The organism is Streptomyces cinnabarinus, from assembly GCF_027270315.1.
In the GTDB taxonomy this organism is placed as follows: Bacteria; Actinomycetota; Actinomycetes; order Streptomycetales; family Streptomycetaceae; genus Streptomyces; species Streptomyces cinnabarinus.
The window spans coordinates 5,265,354-5,279,842 of the sequence record NZ_CP114413.1 but is presented as its reverse complement, the minus strand read 5'-3'; the positions used below and the strand labels follow the sequence as shown (position 1 = coordinate 5,279,842).

Sequence of the window (14,489 nt, the reverse complement as noted above, 5' to 3'; positions counted from 1 at the left end):
TTACTCGATCACCACCTTGACGATGCCCGTGAGGGCGATCTGGGCGAGGGCGAGGGGGACGAGGAGGGTCCAGGAGAGCTTCTGGAGCTGGTCCTCGCGCAAGCGGGGGTAGGTGACGCGGAGCCAGATCACGACGAAGGCGAGGACGGCGGTCTTCAGCAGGGTCCAGACCCAGCCGAGCCCGTCCGCACCCCACGGTCCGTGCCAGCCGCCGAGGAAGAGGACGGTGGTCAGACCGCACAGGACGACGATTCCGGCGTACTCGGCGAGGAGGAAGAGCGCGAAACGCAGACCCGTGTACTCGGTGTACGCGCCGAAGATGATCTCCGAGTCGGCGACCGGCATGTCGAAGGGCGGTCGCTGGAGTTCGGCGAGGCCCGCCACGAAGAAGACGATCGCGCCGACGATCTGCCAGGGCAGCCACCACCACTCGAACGCGGCGACGATGCCGGGCAGCGAGACCGTGCCGGCCGCCATGGCGACGGAGGCGGCGGTGAGGAGCATGGGGAGCTCGTAGGCGAGGAGCTGGGCGGCGGTGCGCAGGCCGCCGAGGAGAGAGAACTTGTTCGCGGAGGCCCAGCCGGCCATCAGCGCGCCGAGGACGCCCACGCCCATGACGGCCAGTACGAAGAAGACACCCGCGTCGATGACCTCGCCGACGGCGCCCTCTCCGGGGCCGATCGGGATGGCGAGGAGGACGAGGAGGTACGGCAGCAGGGCTACGGCGGGGGCGAGCTGGAAGATACGGCGGTCCGCGCCGGCCGGGACCACGTCCTCCTTCTGCGCGAACTTCACGCCGTCGGCGACGAGTTGGGCCCAGCCGTGGAAGCCGCCGGCGTACATGGGGCCGAGGCGGCCCTGCATGTGCGCCATCACCTTGTGCTCGGTCTGGCCGATGAGCAGGGGGAAGGTGAGGAAGACGACGAAGACGACGAGGAGTCGCAGGGTGACGTCGAGCGCGTCGTTCACCGCGGGCCTCCTGTGGGGTTGTCGTCCGGGTCTTCGGTGGCTTCGTGTCCGGGGGTGGCTTCAGGCGCGGATTCCGGCGTGGCCTCGGAAGCTTCTGCCGGTGCCGCTTCCTCCTCGAAGGCCGGGCGTGCGTGGTGCCACGGGGCGTCCGAGCTGCGCGGGGTCCTGGGCGGCGAGGAGGGTGTGTCCTCGGCCGCCGGGGGCTGGGTGCGCTGGGAGGCTGAGCCCTCGCCCGCGGTGCGGGAGCGGCGGGGCGGGGTTGCCGCAGGGGCGCCCTCCGCCGTAGGGGTGCCCTCCGCCGAAGGGGCCGTCGACGGAGGAGTCGCCGCCGGAGGAGTCGCCCTACCGGCCGCCGTCGCGGCCTGGCTCGCCGAGCCTTCCGAGGCGGACCGGGTGCGCCGCGCCGGACGCTCCCCCGTGGCACCGGCACCGGCACCGGCGGCCGCGCCGCGTGCCGGGCGCTCGCCCGCCGCTCGGCCCGCTCCTCGCGCCGGGCGGGCCGGGGCAGGGGGGAGCTGGCCCTTCAGGGGGCCCCACTCGTTGGGGTCGGGGACGCCGGGGGGAAGCATCTGGCGGCGCTTGGGGCCGCCGTGTTCGGACTCGCCCGGCTCCTTCGCGCCGGGCCACGCCTTGGCGACCCGGGAGGCGAGGACGAAGTCCTTGCGCAGGGGGTGGCCCTCGAAGGTCTCCGGGAGGAGGAGGTGGTCCAGCGCCGGGTGGCCTTCGAAGGTGACGCCGAACATCTCGTGCGTCTCGCGTTCGTGCCAGGCGGCGCCCGCGTAGACCGTGATCGCGGACTCCAGTACGGCGGACTCGTGCGGCACCGTCGTGCGGAGCAGCAGTCGGCGTACCGGGGCGAGGGCGGCCACGTGGGCGGCGACCCGGAAGCCCGTGCCGGGTTCGTCGACCGCGCTGAGCCAGTCGAAGTAGGTGCAGCCCAGCTCGTCACGTGCCGTACGAAGCGCAGAGGTCCAGGACGCCGACGGGACGTCGACGGTCAGGACCTCGTAGGACTCCTCGGCGGTGGCCTCCGGACCGAAGAGTTCTTCGACGGGGGCGGGCAGCCAGCCGACCGTGCTCATCTCTCCTCCCCCGATCCCGATCCCGATCCCGAAGCCGAACCAGATCCCGCATCGGATCCCGAACCCGATTCGGATCCCGATCCAGATTCCTCAGCCTGCCGGGAACTCGCGCCCCCGGCCGATCCGTTGATCGAAGCAGAGCCCACCGCCGGAGCCGAAACCAACCCACTCTGCAAAGCCGCCGCCGAAGGACGTGCCACTCCGTACCGCTCACTCAGCGACTCACGGGCGATCTTCTCCTGAAGTTTCAGGATCCCTTGGAGAAGAGCCTCGGGGCGGGGCGGGCAGCCCGGTACGTAGACATCGACCGGGATGATCTGGTCGACGCCCTTGGTCACCGAGTACGAGTCCCAGTAGGGGCCGCCGCAGTTGCTGCACGCGCCGAAGGAAATCACGTATTTCGGCTCGGGCATCTGCTCGTACAGGCGCTTCACCGCGGGAGCCATCTTGTCGGTGACCGTGCCGGAGACGACCATCAGGTCGGCCTGGCGCGGGCCCGGTGCGAAGGGGATGACACCGAGGCGGATGAAGTCGTGGCGGGCCATCGACGCCGCGATGAACTCGATCGCACAGCAGGCGAGCCCGAAGTTGAAGACCCAGAGCGAGTAGCGGCGGCCCCAGTTGAGGACCACCTTCATCGGCTCGGGCGCGAGGCGGGCCAGCGCGCCCAGCCGCTTCGGCTCCGGCAGCAGCACGGGCTCGGAAGAGGAGGGGGTCACGTCCATGCCAGGACGCCCTTCTTGTATGCGTACAGCAGACCAACGGCCAGGAAGCCGAGGAAGATGAACATCTCGACGAGGGTGGTGGCGCCGTAGCCGGGGGCGGCGAAGACCGTCGCCCAGGGGAACAGGAAGATCGAATCGACCGCGAAGATCACGTAGAGAAAGGCGTAGACGTAGTAACGGACCTGGGTGTGGGCCCAGCCCTCGCCGACCGGGTCGACTCCGCACTCGTACGTCAGAAGTTTCTCGGGCGTCGGGACCACGGGCCGCAGCAGGCGCCCGGCCCCGAAGGCCACCGCGACGAACAGCACGCCCACGATGGCGAGCAGTCCGACGACCGAGTAGGACTGGAAGTACTCCGCCGAGACGACGACACCCTTGTCCGCCGCGACGACGACGGTCGTTTCCGGCACGTCCGTCCCTCGCTCCCTGACCTCAGTGAACACAGCCGTTCGACGATCTAGTACGCACGGGAGTCTAGGCCCTGCTAAAGCGAGCGTAAGCAGCCTGTCACGGCTTCGTGTACACGGGTGGGGTTTTCCCCAGGGGAGCGCGGCGGTCCGCCTCATGGCGCGAGCGCCGCTCGACCGGCACGCTAGCCCATATGACCGAACGCCAGCCGTCCCCCAACCGCGCCACGAGAGCGACCGGATCCGACCGAGCGGAGGCGGCCGAGCCGCTGCCGCCGGCGCGTTTCGCCTACGACCGGCACACCTGGAAGGAGATCGCGCACCTTCTGGCGAACTTTCCGATGTCGTTGTTCGGCTTCGTCTATGTGGTGACGATGCTGTTCGTCGGGGCCGGGCTGACGGTGACGGTGGTCGGCTTCCCGTTGCTGGCGGCCGGGCTGATGGGTGCGCGGCAGTTGGGCAAGCTGGAGCGGAAGCGGGCCCGCTGGCTGCTCGGAGTGCGGGTGGACGAGCCGAGCCCGCTCAGGCTGCGGGGTGGCCGCGACGGCTTCTTCGCGCAGTTGTGGCAACTGCTGAAGGATCCGGTGGGCTGGCGGACGGTGCTGTACGACTTCATCCGGATGCCCTGGGGCATTCTCACCTTCACCATCACGCTGACCTCGCTGTTCGTGCTGTGGCCGGTGCTGCCGTTCATCGCGCGGGGGCTGGCCAACGCGGACCGGGCGATGGTGCGCGGGCTGCTGTCGCCCTCGGACGAGCTGGAGCGGCGGATCGCCGAACTGGAGTCCGACCGTGGCGTGGTGGTCGACACGGCGGCCGCCGATCTGCGCCGGATCGAGCGGGATCTGCATGACGGTGCGCAGGCCCGGCTGGTGGCGCTGGCGATGGGGCTCGGTCTGGCCAAGGAGAAGCTGCTGGAGGATCCGGACTACGCGGCTGCGATGGTCGCGGAGGCGCACGGCGAGGTGAAGCTGGCGCTTCAGGAGCTGCGGGATCTGGCCCGTGGGATCCATCCGGCGGTGCTGACCGACCGCGGGCTGGACGCGGCGCTGTCTTCGGTGGCCTCGCGGTGCACGGTTCCGGTGAAGGTGACGGTCGATCTGCACGGGCGGCCGGCCGCGGCCATCGAGGGCATCGCCTATTTCACCGTCTCGGAGCTGCTCCAGAACATCAGCAAGCACAGCGCGGCCCGGACGGCCTCGGTCGAGGTGTGGCGGACGGAGGACCGGCTGCTGCTGCAGGTGTGGGACGACGGGCGCGGCGGCGCACGGCTGGACGGCGGCACGGGGATGCGCGGGCTCGCCGACCGGCTCGGCGCGGTGGACGGGCTGTTCGTCATCGACTCCCCGCAGGGCGGGCCCACCACGGTCACGGCCGAGCTGCCGTGGCGTGACCGGGTTCCGGAGCAGGGGTAGGGAAAACCCCCCGTTCAAGACGCCGACGGACTCCATGGCCCGCGGACCTGCGGTCGAGGAGTGTGGAGGTAGCGCACACACCCCGGACGCACGAGCAGAAACGGACGACGCCGATGGCCATGGAGTACGGGCAGGGTTACGGACTCGATGTCCCGGACAAGCACCGGTTGCCCGCCGGGCTGCGGGCGCCGTTCGAGGCGCGGCACTGGCGGGAGCTGGGTTATGTCCTGCTGAGCCTGCCGATCAGCATTCTGCTCTTCACCTACGCGGTCACCATGGTCTCCCTGGGCATCGGCCTGCTGGTGACGTTCCTCGGCATCCCGGTGCTGGCCGCGGGCCTGGCCGGCTGCCGGGGCTTCGGGGCCATGGAGCGGGCCCGCGCGCGTGGGCTGCTGGATCTGGAGGTCTCCGACCCGGAGCCGCTGCGGATGCGCAAGCGCGGGTTCATGGCGTGGATGGGAGCCGTCCTGAAGAGCGGCACCTCCTGGCGCTCGTTCCTGTACGGGGTGCTGCAGCTGCCGTGGGCGGTCTTCTCCTTCGTCGTCGCGGTGAACTTCTGGGCCATCGGCTGGACCCTGCTGACGTACCCCCTGTGGTTCTGGCTCTTCCCGATGTACGGCGGACAGGGCGGTGTCCAGCTCTACGGTGACGAGACGCACCACATCTACCTCGACAACCCGTTCGAGATCGGTGTGACGGCGCTGGTGGGGCTGCTCTTCACGCTGGCGACGCCGTGGATCGTGCGGGCGCTGACGATGGTGGACCGGCTGCTGGTGCATGGCCTGCTCGGTCCGTCGCGGCTGGCCACGCGGGTGGTGGAGCTGGAGTCGGACCGCGGGGTCGTGGTCGACACGGCCGCCGCCGACCTGCGGCGCATCGAGCGGGATCTGCACGACGGGGCGCAGGCCCGGCTGGTGGCGCTGGCCATGGATCTCGGTCTGGCGAAGGAGAAGCTGGCGGAGGACCCGCAGGCCGCGGCCCGCATGGTGGACAGCGCCCACGGCGAGGTGAAGACCGCTCTTCAGGAGCTGCGCGACCTGGCCCGGGGCATCCATCCGGCGGTGCTGACCGACCGCGGTCTGGACGCGGCGCTCTCCGCGGTGGCCTCGCGTTGCACGGTGCCGGTCGAGGTCCAGGTCGATCTGGCGCAGCGGCCGGTGCCGGCGATCGAGGGCATCGCCTACTTCACCGTCTCGGAGCTGCTCCAGAACATCAGCAAGCACTCGCGGGCCACCTGGGCGGGCGTGGACGTCTGGCGGGTGGAGAACCGGCTGATGCTCCAGGTCGTCGACAACGGCGTCGGTGGCGCCGACACCTCCGTCGGCTCGGGCCTGGCCGGGCTCACCGAACGGCTGGACGCGGTGGACGGGATCCTGGTGGTGGACTCGCCGGTCGGCGGGCCCACCCGGATCACCGCGGAACTGCCCTGGCGGACGGTATAGCCCCGGCAAGTCAACCGAAGCGACGCTTGACGCCCGCCTCCGGGGCCCCCGCCCGGAGGCGGGCTCATGTCCGAATCCCGCCCTTCCTCGAGAGACAGCGGGCCAGGTTGTCCACAGGCCCCGCCGCGATCCGCTGTATCGCGGAATACTGAGGCCGTGGAACGAGGCCGGGCGAGAACCGGCCGGACGCAACATGGCTCGGGGGGCCGAAGGTCGTGGAGGACAGGGTGCGGGTGGTCATCGCCGAGGATTCAGTGCTGCTCAGGGAGGGCCTGACCCGGTTGCTGACCGACCGCGGGCACGATGTGGTCGCCGGCGTCGGCGACGGAGAAGCACTGATCAAGACCATTACGGAGCTGGACGCGCAGGGGGCGCTGCCGGACGTCGTCGTCGCGGATGTACGGATGCCGCCTACCCATACGGACGAGGGTGTGCGGGCGGCCGTGCAGTTGCGCAAGGCACACCCGGGACTCGGTGTGCTCGTGCTGTCACAGTACGTGGAGGAGCGCTACGCCACCGAACTGCTGGCCGGATCCAGTCGCGGGGTCGGATACCTGCTCAAGGACCGGGTGGCCGAGGTGCGGGAGTTCGTGGACGCGGTGGTGCGGGTGGCCCAGGGGGGCACGGCCCTCGACCCGGAGGTGGTCGCGCAACTGCTCGGGCGCAGCCGGAAGCAGGATGTGCTAGCGGGGCTCACCCCGCGGGAGCGGGAGGTCCTGGGGCTGATGGCCGAAGGGCGGACCAACTCCGCCATCGCCCGGCAACTGGTGGTCAGCGACGGGGCCGTGGAGAAGCACGTCAGCAATATCTTCCTGAAGCTCGGACTGTCCCCGAGTGACGGGGATCACCGTCGCGTTCTGGCGGTCCTGACCTATCTGAACTCATGACGACCTGACACCGTGTCAGATAATGCGCGGCGGCGGTCGCCGGGCCGGAGAACCACACAGCGAGCGGGGAGCGTCTTCAAAAGAAGCGCCGGGGGGCGTGTAAATCATGACAAGTCAGGGTGGCGAAGCGTCTCAAAATGGCGTCCATCATGCGAGTGGCCCGGGGATGGCGACCTTCGCGGACGTAGGGTTGATCCTGTGGGAGGGCCTGCGGGACAGCCTCTCCCCGACAGCCGCCTCTAGGGAGGTCCAGTTCAGTGACCAGCCAGGTCAGTAGCCCAGCGGAGCAGGCCGACGAAGCAGTAGTGGGAGAGCAGCGCAATCCGGCGACGGCGAAGGACGTGCGTCGGCTGGACCGGGTGATCATCCGGTTCGCGGGGGACTCCGGTGACGGTATGCAGCTCACCGGTGACCGTTTCACCTCGGAGACGGCGTCGTTCGGCAATGACCTGTCGACGCTGCCGAACTTCCCCGCCGAGATCCGCGCTCCCGCCGGGACGCTCCCTGGTGTCTCGTCCTTCCAGTTGCACTTCGCGGACCACGACATCCTGACTCCGGGCGATGCCCCGAACGTGCTGGTCGCGATGAACCCGGCGGCCCTGAAGGCGAACGTCGCCGATCTGCCGCGCGGCGCGGAGATCATCGTCAACACCGACGAGTTCACCAAACGTGCCATGCAGAAGGTGGGCTACGACTCCTCGCCGCTGGAGGACGGCTCGCTGGACGGCTACCACCTGCACCCGGTGCCGCTGACGACCCTGACGGTGGAAGCCCTCAAAGAATTCGACCTGTCCCGTAAAGAGGCCGAGCGCAGCAAGAACATGTTCGCGCTGGGCCTGTTGTCGTGGATGTACCACCGGCCGACGGAGGGCACGGAGAAGTTCCTGAAGTCGAAGTTCGCGAAGAAGCCGGAGATCGCGGCGGCGAACATCGCGGCGTTCCGCGCGGGCTGGAACTTCGGCGAGACGACTGAGGACTTCGCGGTCTCCTACGAGGTCGCGCCGGCGTCGAAGGCGTTCCCGGTCGGCACCTACCGGAACATCTCCGGGAACCTGGCCCTCTCGTACGGGCTGGTCGCGGCCTCCCGGCAGGCGGATCTGCCGCTCTTCCTGGGGTCCTACCCCATCACTCCGGCCTCCGACATCCTGCACGAACTGAGCAAGCACAAGAACTTCGGTGTGCGGACGTTCCAGGCCGAGGACGAGATCGCGGGCATCGGGGCGGCGCTGGGGGCGGCTTTCGGGGGTTCCCTGGCGGTGACGACGACGTCCGGCCCCGGCGTGGCGCTGAAGTCGGAGACGATCGGGCTGGCGGTCTCGCTGGAGCTGCCGCTGCTGGTGGTGGACATCCAACGAGGCGGCCCGTCGACCGGTCTGCCGACGAAGACGGAGCAAGCGGACCTGTTGCAGGCGATGTTCGGCCGCAACGGCGAGGCCCCGGTGCCGGTCATCGCGCCCTGCACCCCGGCGGACTGCTTCGACGCGGCGGTGGAAGCGGCGCGGATCGCCCTGACGTACCGGACCCCGGTGTTCCTGCTCTCGGACGGCTACCTGGCCAACGGCTCGGAACCCTGGCGGATCCCGGAGCTGGACGAACTCCCGGACCTGCGGGTGCAGTTCGCACAGGGCCCGAACCACACGCTGGAGGACGGCAGCGAGGTCTTCTGGCCGTACAAGCGCGACCCGCAGACTCTCGCCCGGCCGTGGGCGGTCCCCGGTACTCCCGGTCTTGAGCACCGCATCGGCGGGATCGAGAAGGAGGACGGCACCGGCAACATCTCCTACGCGCCCGCGAACCACGACTTCATGGTGCGGACGCGGCAGGCGAAGATCGACGGTATCGACGTGCCGGACCTGGAGGTCGACGACCCGCACGAGGCCAGGACCCTGGTGCTGGGCTGGGGTTCGACCTACGGCCCGATCACCGCGGCCGTGCGCCGGCTGCGTACCGCGGGGCTCCAGATCGCGCAGGCGCATCTGCGGCATCTCAACCCCTTCCCGAAGAACCTCGGTGACGTCCTCAAGCGCTACGAGCGGGTCGTCGTCCCCGAGATGAACCTCGGTCAGCTCGCCACGCTGATCCGGGCCAAGTACCTGGTGGACGCTCACTCGTACACCCAGGTCAACGGAATGCCGTTCAAGGCCGAACAGCTCGCAACGGCTCTCAAGGAGGCCATCGATGGCTGAGACGTCCAGGGAAGGCACGGGCACGATCGAGGCACTCTCGCTCGTTCCCAAGGCCGAGGCCAGGCAGTCCATGAAGGACTTCAAGTCCGATCAGGAGGTGCGCTGGTGCCCCGGTTGCGGTGACTACGCGATCCTTGCCGCGGTACAGGGCTTCATGCCCGAACTCGGCCTGGCGCGCGAGAACATCGTGTTCGTCTCGGGCATCGGCTGCTCGTCCCGCTTCCCGTACTACATGAACACGTACGGCATGCACTCCATCCACGGCCGCGCTCCCGCCATCGCCACGGGTCTGGCATCCAGCAGGCGGGATCTGTCCGTGTGGGTCGTCACGGGTGACGGTGACGCGCTGTCGATCGGCGGCAACCACCTGATCCACGCCCTGCGCCGGAACGTGAACCTCAAGATCCTGCTGTTCAACAACCGGATCTACGGCCTCACCAAGGGCCAGTACTCCCCGACCAGCGAGGTCGGGAAGATCACGAAGTCGACGCCGATGGGCTCGCTGGACGCGCCGTTCAACCCGGTGTCGCTGGCGATCGGCGCGGAGGCGTCCTTCGTGGCGCGGACCGTGGACTCCGACCGCAAGCACCTCACCGAGGTGCTGCGCCAGGCCGCCGCCCATCCCGGCACGGCGCTGGTGGAGATCTACCAGAACTGCAACATCTTCAACGACGGCGCCTTCGAGGTGCTCAAGGACCGGCAGCAGGCCGAGGAAGCGGTCATCCGGCTGGCGCACGGCGAGCCGATCCGCTTCGGCAGCGACGGCTCCCGGGGTGTGGTGCGGGACCGGGTGACGGGTGATCTGAAGGTCGTCACGGTGACGCCGGAGAACGAGGCCGAGGTCCTCGTCCACGATGCGCACGCGGCCTCGCCGACCACGGCGTTCGCGCTGTCCCGCCTGGCGGACCCCGACACCCTGCACCACACGCCGATCGGCGTCTTCCGCAGCGTCGAACGCCCGGTCTACGACACGCAGATGAGCGACCAGCTGGACACGGCGATCGAGCAGTACGGCAAGGGCGACCTGGCGGCGCTGCTGGCGGGCGGCGACACCTGGACGGTCGTCGGCTGACGGCAGGTCGGTCGGTACGGTGCGGGCCTGGGCGCGGATCACGCGTCCAGGCCCTTCTACGGTGACGCGGACCGGCACACGGCGGGGCGCTCAGCCCCGCCCCTTGTCCGCGTCGTACCGCTCCCGGGCCTCCCGCACCTCCCCCATCCGCACCTTCGTCCACTCCGCGAGCCCCCGCACCTGTTCCGCCGCCTCGCGGCCGAGGGCGGTGAGGGAGTAGTCGACCCGGGGCGGGATGACCGGCTTGGCGTCGCGGTGGACCATGCCGTCGCGTTCCAGGGTCTGGAGGGTCTGGGTGAGCATCTTCTCGCTGACCGGCCGGACCTCGCCGATCGCGCGCCGCAGCTCGCTGAATCGGTGCGGGCGGTCCAGGAGGTTGATCAGGACGAGTACGCCCCAGCGGCTGGTGACGTGCTCCAGCACCAGCCGGTACGGACACATCGTCTCGCCGTCGGCCTGCCATTCCTTCTCAGTCGCACTTACCGCCATGGCAGTACCTTACTTCAAAGTGGGTACTTTCCAATAGTTAGCACTCCTCCTAGGGTCGATGACAGATCACCCCACGAGGAGTTTCCACATGAGCATCGTCGTCACCGGAGCCACCGGACACCTGGGCCGCCACGTCGTGGAGCAGCTGCTCCGGAAGGTCCCGGCCGACCAGGTCACCGCCGTCGTCCGCACCCCGGAGAAGGCGGCCGACCTCGCCGAGCGGGGCGTGCGGATCGCGGTCGCCGACTACAACAGCCCCGAGACCTTCGACGGACTGTTCGCCGCCGGCGACAAGGTGCTGCTGATCTCCGGCAACGAGTTCGACAAGGGCCGGGTCGCCCAGCACCAGGTGGTCATCGGGGCCGCGAAGGCCGCCGGTGTCGCCCTGCTCGCCTACACCAGCGCACCGGGCAGCCTGAAGGCCGCGCTCGCCGACGACCACCGCGGCACCGAGGAGGCGCTCACCGGCTCCGGCGTGCCCTACGTCCTGCTGCGCAACGGCTGGTACCACGAGAACTACACCGAGAACCTGGCCCCGGTGCTGGAGCACAACGCCGTCGTGGCCGCCGCCGGTGAGGGCCGCGTCTCCTCCGCCTCGCGCGCCGACTACGCCGCGGCCGCCGTCGCCGTACTGACCGGCGAGGGGCACGAGAACAAGACGTACGAGCTGGGGGGCGACGAGGCGTGGAGCCTCGCGGAGTACGCGGCGGAGCTGAGCCGGCAGACCGGCAAGGAGATCGCGTACAACTCCGTCTCCGGTGAGGCCATGAAGGGCATCCTCGGCGGCACCGGGATGCCGGCGCACTTCGTCGACATCCTCGTCGGTGTCGACGCCTCCATAGCGCAGGGCGAGCTGGTCATCGCCTCCGGCGATCTGTCCCGGCTCGCGGGCCGTCCGACCACGCCGTTCGCCGAGGCCATCACCGCCGCGATCAAGGGCTGACCAGCACAGTCCCGGATGTCATGACCGTATGGCGATACGGGCATGACATCCGGGGGTGATCGGCGCTACCTTCTTCCAGGCGAGAACGACCAGAAGGAGGGCCCGTGAGCGGGAAGCCGAGGGGCGAGCGGCACATAGGACTGCTGAACGGCTTCGCGGCTTATGGGATGTGGGGGCTGTTCCCCCTGTTCTTCCCGCTGCTGAAGCCCGCCGACCCGTTCGAGGTGCTGGCCCACCGCATGGTGTGGTCCCTCGTCGCGGTCGCCCTGGCCCTGCTCGTCATACGGCGCTGGCGGTGGGCCGCCGAGCTGCTGCGCCAGCCCCGCAAGCTCGCGCTCATCGCGGTCGCCTCGGCGGTCATCGCCGTCAACTGGGGCGTCTACATCTGGGCCGTGAACAACGACCGGGTCGTCGAGGCCTCGCTCGGCTACTTCATCAATCCGCTGGTCACCATCGCGATGGGCGTGCTGCTGCTCAAGGAGCGGCTGCGGCCCGTGCAGTGGGCGGCGGTCGGCGTCGGCTTCGCCGCGGTCCTGGTCCTCACCATCGGCTACGGCCGCCCACCGTGGATCTCCCTGATCCTCGCCTTCTCCTTCGCCACCTACGGCCTGGTGAAGAAGAAGGTCAACCTCGGCGGCCTGGAGTCACTGGCCGCCGAGACCGCCATCCAGTTCCTGCCCGCGCTGGCCTATCTGCTGTGGCTGTCGGCCGACGGCGGCTCCACCTTCACCACCGAGGGCCCGGGACACGCGGCGCTCCTCGCCACCACCGGCCTCGTCACCGCACTGCCGCTGGTCTGCTTCGGAGCGGCGGCCATCCGCGTGCCGCTGTCCACGCTGGGCCTGCTCCAGTACCTGGCACCCGTCTTCCAGTTCCTGCTCGGCGTCCTCTACTTCCGCGAGGCCATGCCTCCGGAGCGCTGGGCCGGGTTCGCGCTGGTGTGGCTGGCGCTGACGCTGCTGACCGCCGACGCCTGGCGCTCCGCGCGCCGGACCGCCAAGGCGCTGCGGGCCGAGACCGGCAGCCCGAGCGTCACCATCGCCACCGGCAGCGCCGTACAGAACGCGGACAGTGTGGTGCCGGGGCCGGATCCGGTGGACGCCAGGCCGTAGACCACGGTCACCGCGGAGATTCCGATCGCCGAGCCGTACCGGCGATCACCAGCGGGGCCTTGTCGCGGCGCGGGCGCGCGAGGCGTACGACCTTCAGCATGCCGGGGTCGGACAGGACCGTTTCTGTCCTAGTGGGGGGTTATAAGTGACCCCATGACGCACACTCCTGACTCCGCACCAGTACCCGCCCCGCTGCACTGGAAGCTCGTCGTCGACTGCGCGAATCCGCAGTCGCAGGCCGACTTCTGGGCCGCCGCGCTGCACTACGAGGTCGAGGACAACAACGCGCTCATCGAGCGGCTGCTGGAGCTCGGGGCGCTGCCCCGCGAGGCCGTCGTCGAGTTCCACGCCCGCCTCGCCTTCCGGGACCTGGTCGCCGTACGGCATCCCGCGGACCCCTACGACCAGGACAGCGGCACCGGGCTCGGGCGGCGGCTGCTGTTCCAGCGGGTGCCGGAGGCGAAGACGGTCAAGAACCGGCTGCATCTCGACGTGCACGCGCCCGAGGGGCGGCGGGAGGCCGAGGTGGAGCGGCTGAGGGGGCTCGGCGCGAGCGTGCGGCGGGAAGTGAAGGAGCCGTCCGGGCAGTGGGTCGTGATGGAGGACCCGGAGGGGAACGAGTTCTGCGTGCAGTGAGCACGCACCCGGGCCTCCGATATGCGAACACGACTGTCCTGATACCGCTCTTGACGGAGTGTTAGTCCCAGCTTCACCATCCAGGCACCCCATTCACTGAGGAACCCCTGTGGTTCCCATGGAATTCGGAGCCCCCCACGATGAAGCTCTCGATTCCCGGGCGCGTCGCGGCCACCGCCGTCGTCGCGTCCGTCTCCCTGCTGGCCGGCGGTTCCATAGCCGGGGCGGCCCCCGCCCCGGAATCCGCGGTGGCCGCCGCTCCCGACATCCCCGTGGCCAACGTCAAGGCCCATCTGACCCAGCTCCAGTCCATCGCCACCGCCAACGGCGGCAACCGGGCGCACGGCCGGGCCGGTTACAAGGCCTCCCTGGACTTCGTGAAGGCCAGGCTCGACGCCGCCGGGTTCACCACCACCGTCCAGACCTTCACCGCCTCCGGACGCACCGGCTACAACCTGATCGCCGACTGGCCCGGCGGCGACCCCAATCAGGTCCTGATGGCCGGCTCACACCTCGACGGCGTCACCTCGGGCCCCGGCATCAACGACAACGGCTCCGGCTCGGCGGCCGTACTGGAGACCGCGCTCGCCGTGTCCCGCGCGAACCTCCAGCCCACCAAGCACCTGCGGTTCGCCTGGTGGGGCGCGGAGGAGCTGGGCCTGGTCGGCTCCCGCCACTACGTCAACAACCAGTCCTCGGCGAACCGCGCGAAGATCAAGGGCTATCTGAACTTCGACATGATCGGCTCGCCCAACGCCGGGTACTTCGTCTACGACGACGACCCGGCGATCGAGAAGACCTTCAAGGACTACTTCACCGGCATCGGCGTCGCGACCGAGATCGAGACGGAGGGCGACGGCCGGTCCGACCACGCGCCGTTCAAGAGCGCGGGCGTGCCGGTCGGCGGGCTGTTCACCGGCGCGAGCCGGGCCAAGACCGCGGCGCAGGCGGCCAAGTGGGGCGGTACGGCGAGGCAGGCCTTCGACCGCTGCTATCACTCGTCCTGCGACACCACGTCCAACATCAACGACACGGCCCTGAACCGGAACAGTGACGCGCTCGCGTACGCGGTGTGGGAGCTGTCCTCCTAGAGCCGCCGGCGTCCCCCACGCCTGCTGCCGGTG

14 protein-coding genes are annotated in these 14,489 nt (G+C 69.7%); 9 read left to right on the top strand and 5 right to left on the bottom strand.

Features of this window, described 5'->3' with window-relative positions:
• The 4 genes from STRCI_RS23940 to STRCI_RS23925 are packed head-to-tail and all read right to left on the bottom strand — an operon-like array spanning position 1 to position 3,186.
• Positions 1-969, bottom strand: a complete 969-nt coding sequence (locus STRCI_RS23940; RefSeq protein WP_269661024.1) for a complex I subunit 1/NuoH family protein — start codon at positions 967-969, stop codon at positions 1-3.
• On the bottom strand, positions 966-2,051 hold the full coding sequence (locus STRCI_RS23935; protein WP_269661023.1) for an NADH-quinone oxidoreductase subunit C: 1,086 nt from the start codon (positions 2,049-2,051) through the stop codon (positions 966-968). The genes STRCI_RS23940 and STRCI_RS23935 overlap by 4 nt, the downstream gene beginning before the upstream one ends.
• Positions 2,048-2,776 carry an NADH-quinone oxidoreductase subunit B gene (locus tag STRCI_RS23930; RefSeq protein WP_269661022.1) on the bottom strand — a complete coding sequence of 243 codons (729 nt, stop codon included), beginning with the start codon at positions 2,774-2,776 and terminating at the stop codon, positions 2,048-2,050. Before STRCI_RS23930 ends, STRCI_RS23935 begins: the two co-directional genes overlap by 4 nt.
• Positions 2,767-3,186, bottom strand: coding sequence for an NADH-quinone oxidoreductase subunit A (locus tag STRCI_RS23925; protein ID WP_015658512.1), 420 nt, complete (start codon positions 3,184-3,186; stop codon positions 2,767-2,769). The genes STRCI_RS23930 and STRCI_RS23925 overlap by 10 nt, the downstream gene beginning before the upstream one ends.
• A 191-nt stretch (positions 3,187-3,377) precedes the next feature.
• On the opposite strand from STRCI_RS23925, the gene STRCI_RS23920 reads away from it, so the two are divergent.
• The 5 genes from STRCI_RS23920 to STRCI_RS23900 all read left to right on the top strand — a co-directional run bounded on the left by STRCI_RS23920 (position 3,378) and on the right by STRCI_RS23900 (position 10,185).
• Positions 3,378-4,598 carry a sensor histidine kinase gene (locus STRCI_RS23920; protein WP_269661021.1) on the top strand — a complete coding sequence of 407 codons (1,221 nt, stop codon included), beginning with the start codon at positions 3,378-3,380 and terminating at the stop codon, positions 4,596-4,598.
• Between the two features lie 113 nt (positions 4,599-4,711).
• On the top strand, positions 4,712-6,040 hold the full coding sequence (locus STRCI_RS23915) for a sensor histidine kinase (RefSeq protein ID WP_269661020.1): 1,329 nt from the start codon (positions 4,712-4,714) through the stop codon (positions 6,038-6,040).
• A gap of 227 nt (positions 6,041-6,267) precedes the next feature.
• On the top strand, positions 6,268-6,927 hold the full coding sequence (locus STRCI_RS23910; RefSeq protein WP_336298851.1) for a response regulator transcription factor: 660 nt from the start codon (positions 6,268-6,270) through the stop codon (positions 6,925-6,927).
• Positions 6,928-7,184: 257 nt separating this feature from the next.
• A complete protein-coding gene (locus STRCI_RS23905; protein ID WP_269661018.1) occupies positions 7,185-9,113 on the top strand; it encodes a 2-oxoacid:acceptor oxidoreductase subunit alpha in 1,929 nt (642 codons plus the stop codon).
• Positions 9,106-10,185: a 2-oxoacid:ferredoxin oxidoreductase subunit beta gene (locus tag STRCI_RS23900; protein ID WP_269661017.1), complete on the top strand. Its 1,080-nt coding sequence runs from the start codon at positions 9,106-9,108 to the stop codon at positions 10,183-10,185. The genes STRCI_RS23905 and STRCI_RS23900 overlap by 8 nt, the downstream gene beginning before the upstream one ends.
• 90 nt (positions 10,186-10,275) lie before the next feature.
• Here the strand turns inward: STRCI_RS23900 and STRCI_RS23895 are convergent, their stop codons facing one another.
• On the bottom strand, positions 10,276-10,674 hold the full coding sequence (locus tag STRCI_RS23895) for a winged helix-turn-helix transcriptional regulator (protein ID WP_269661016.1): 399 nt from the start codon (positions 10,672-10,674) through the stop codon (positions 10,276-10,278).
• An 88-nt stretch (positions 10,675-10,762) separates the two neighbouring features.
• On the opposite strand from STRCI_RS23895, the gene STRCI_RS23890 reads away from it, so the two are divergent.
• The 4 genes from STRCI_RS23890 (at position 10,763) to STRCI_RS23875 (ending at position 14,456) form a co-directional block, all read left to right on the top strand.
• A complete protein-coding gene (locus STRCI_RS23890; protein WP_269661015.1) occupies positions 10,763-11,617 on the top strand; it encodes an SDR family oxidoreductase in 855 nt (284 codons plus the stop codon).
• Positions 11,618-11,784: 167 nt separating this feature from the next.
• Positions 11,785-12,729, top strand: a complete 945-nt coding sequence (rarD, locus tag STRCI_RS23885; protein ID WP_418953473.1) for an EamA family transporter RarD — start codon at positions 11,785-11,787, stop codon at positions 12,727-12,729.
• Positions 12,730-12,882: 153 nt separating this feature from the next.
• Positions 12,883-13,365: a VOC family protein gene (locus tag STRCI_RS23880; protein WP_269661013.1), complete on the top strand. Its 483-nt coding sequence runs from the start codon at positions 12,883-12,885 to the stop codon at positions 13,363-13,365.
• Positions 13,366-13,505: 140 nt separating this feature from the next.
• Positions 13,506-14,456: a M28 family metallopeptidase gene (locus STRCI_RS23875; RefSeq protein ID WP_269661012.1), complete on the top strand. Its 951-nt coding sequence runs from the start codon at positions 13,506-13,508 to the stop codon at positions 14,454-14,456.
• Positions 14,457-14,489 lie beyond the last annotated feature (33 nt).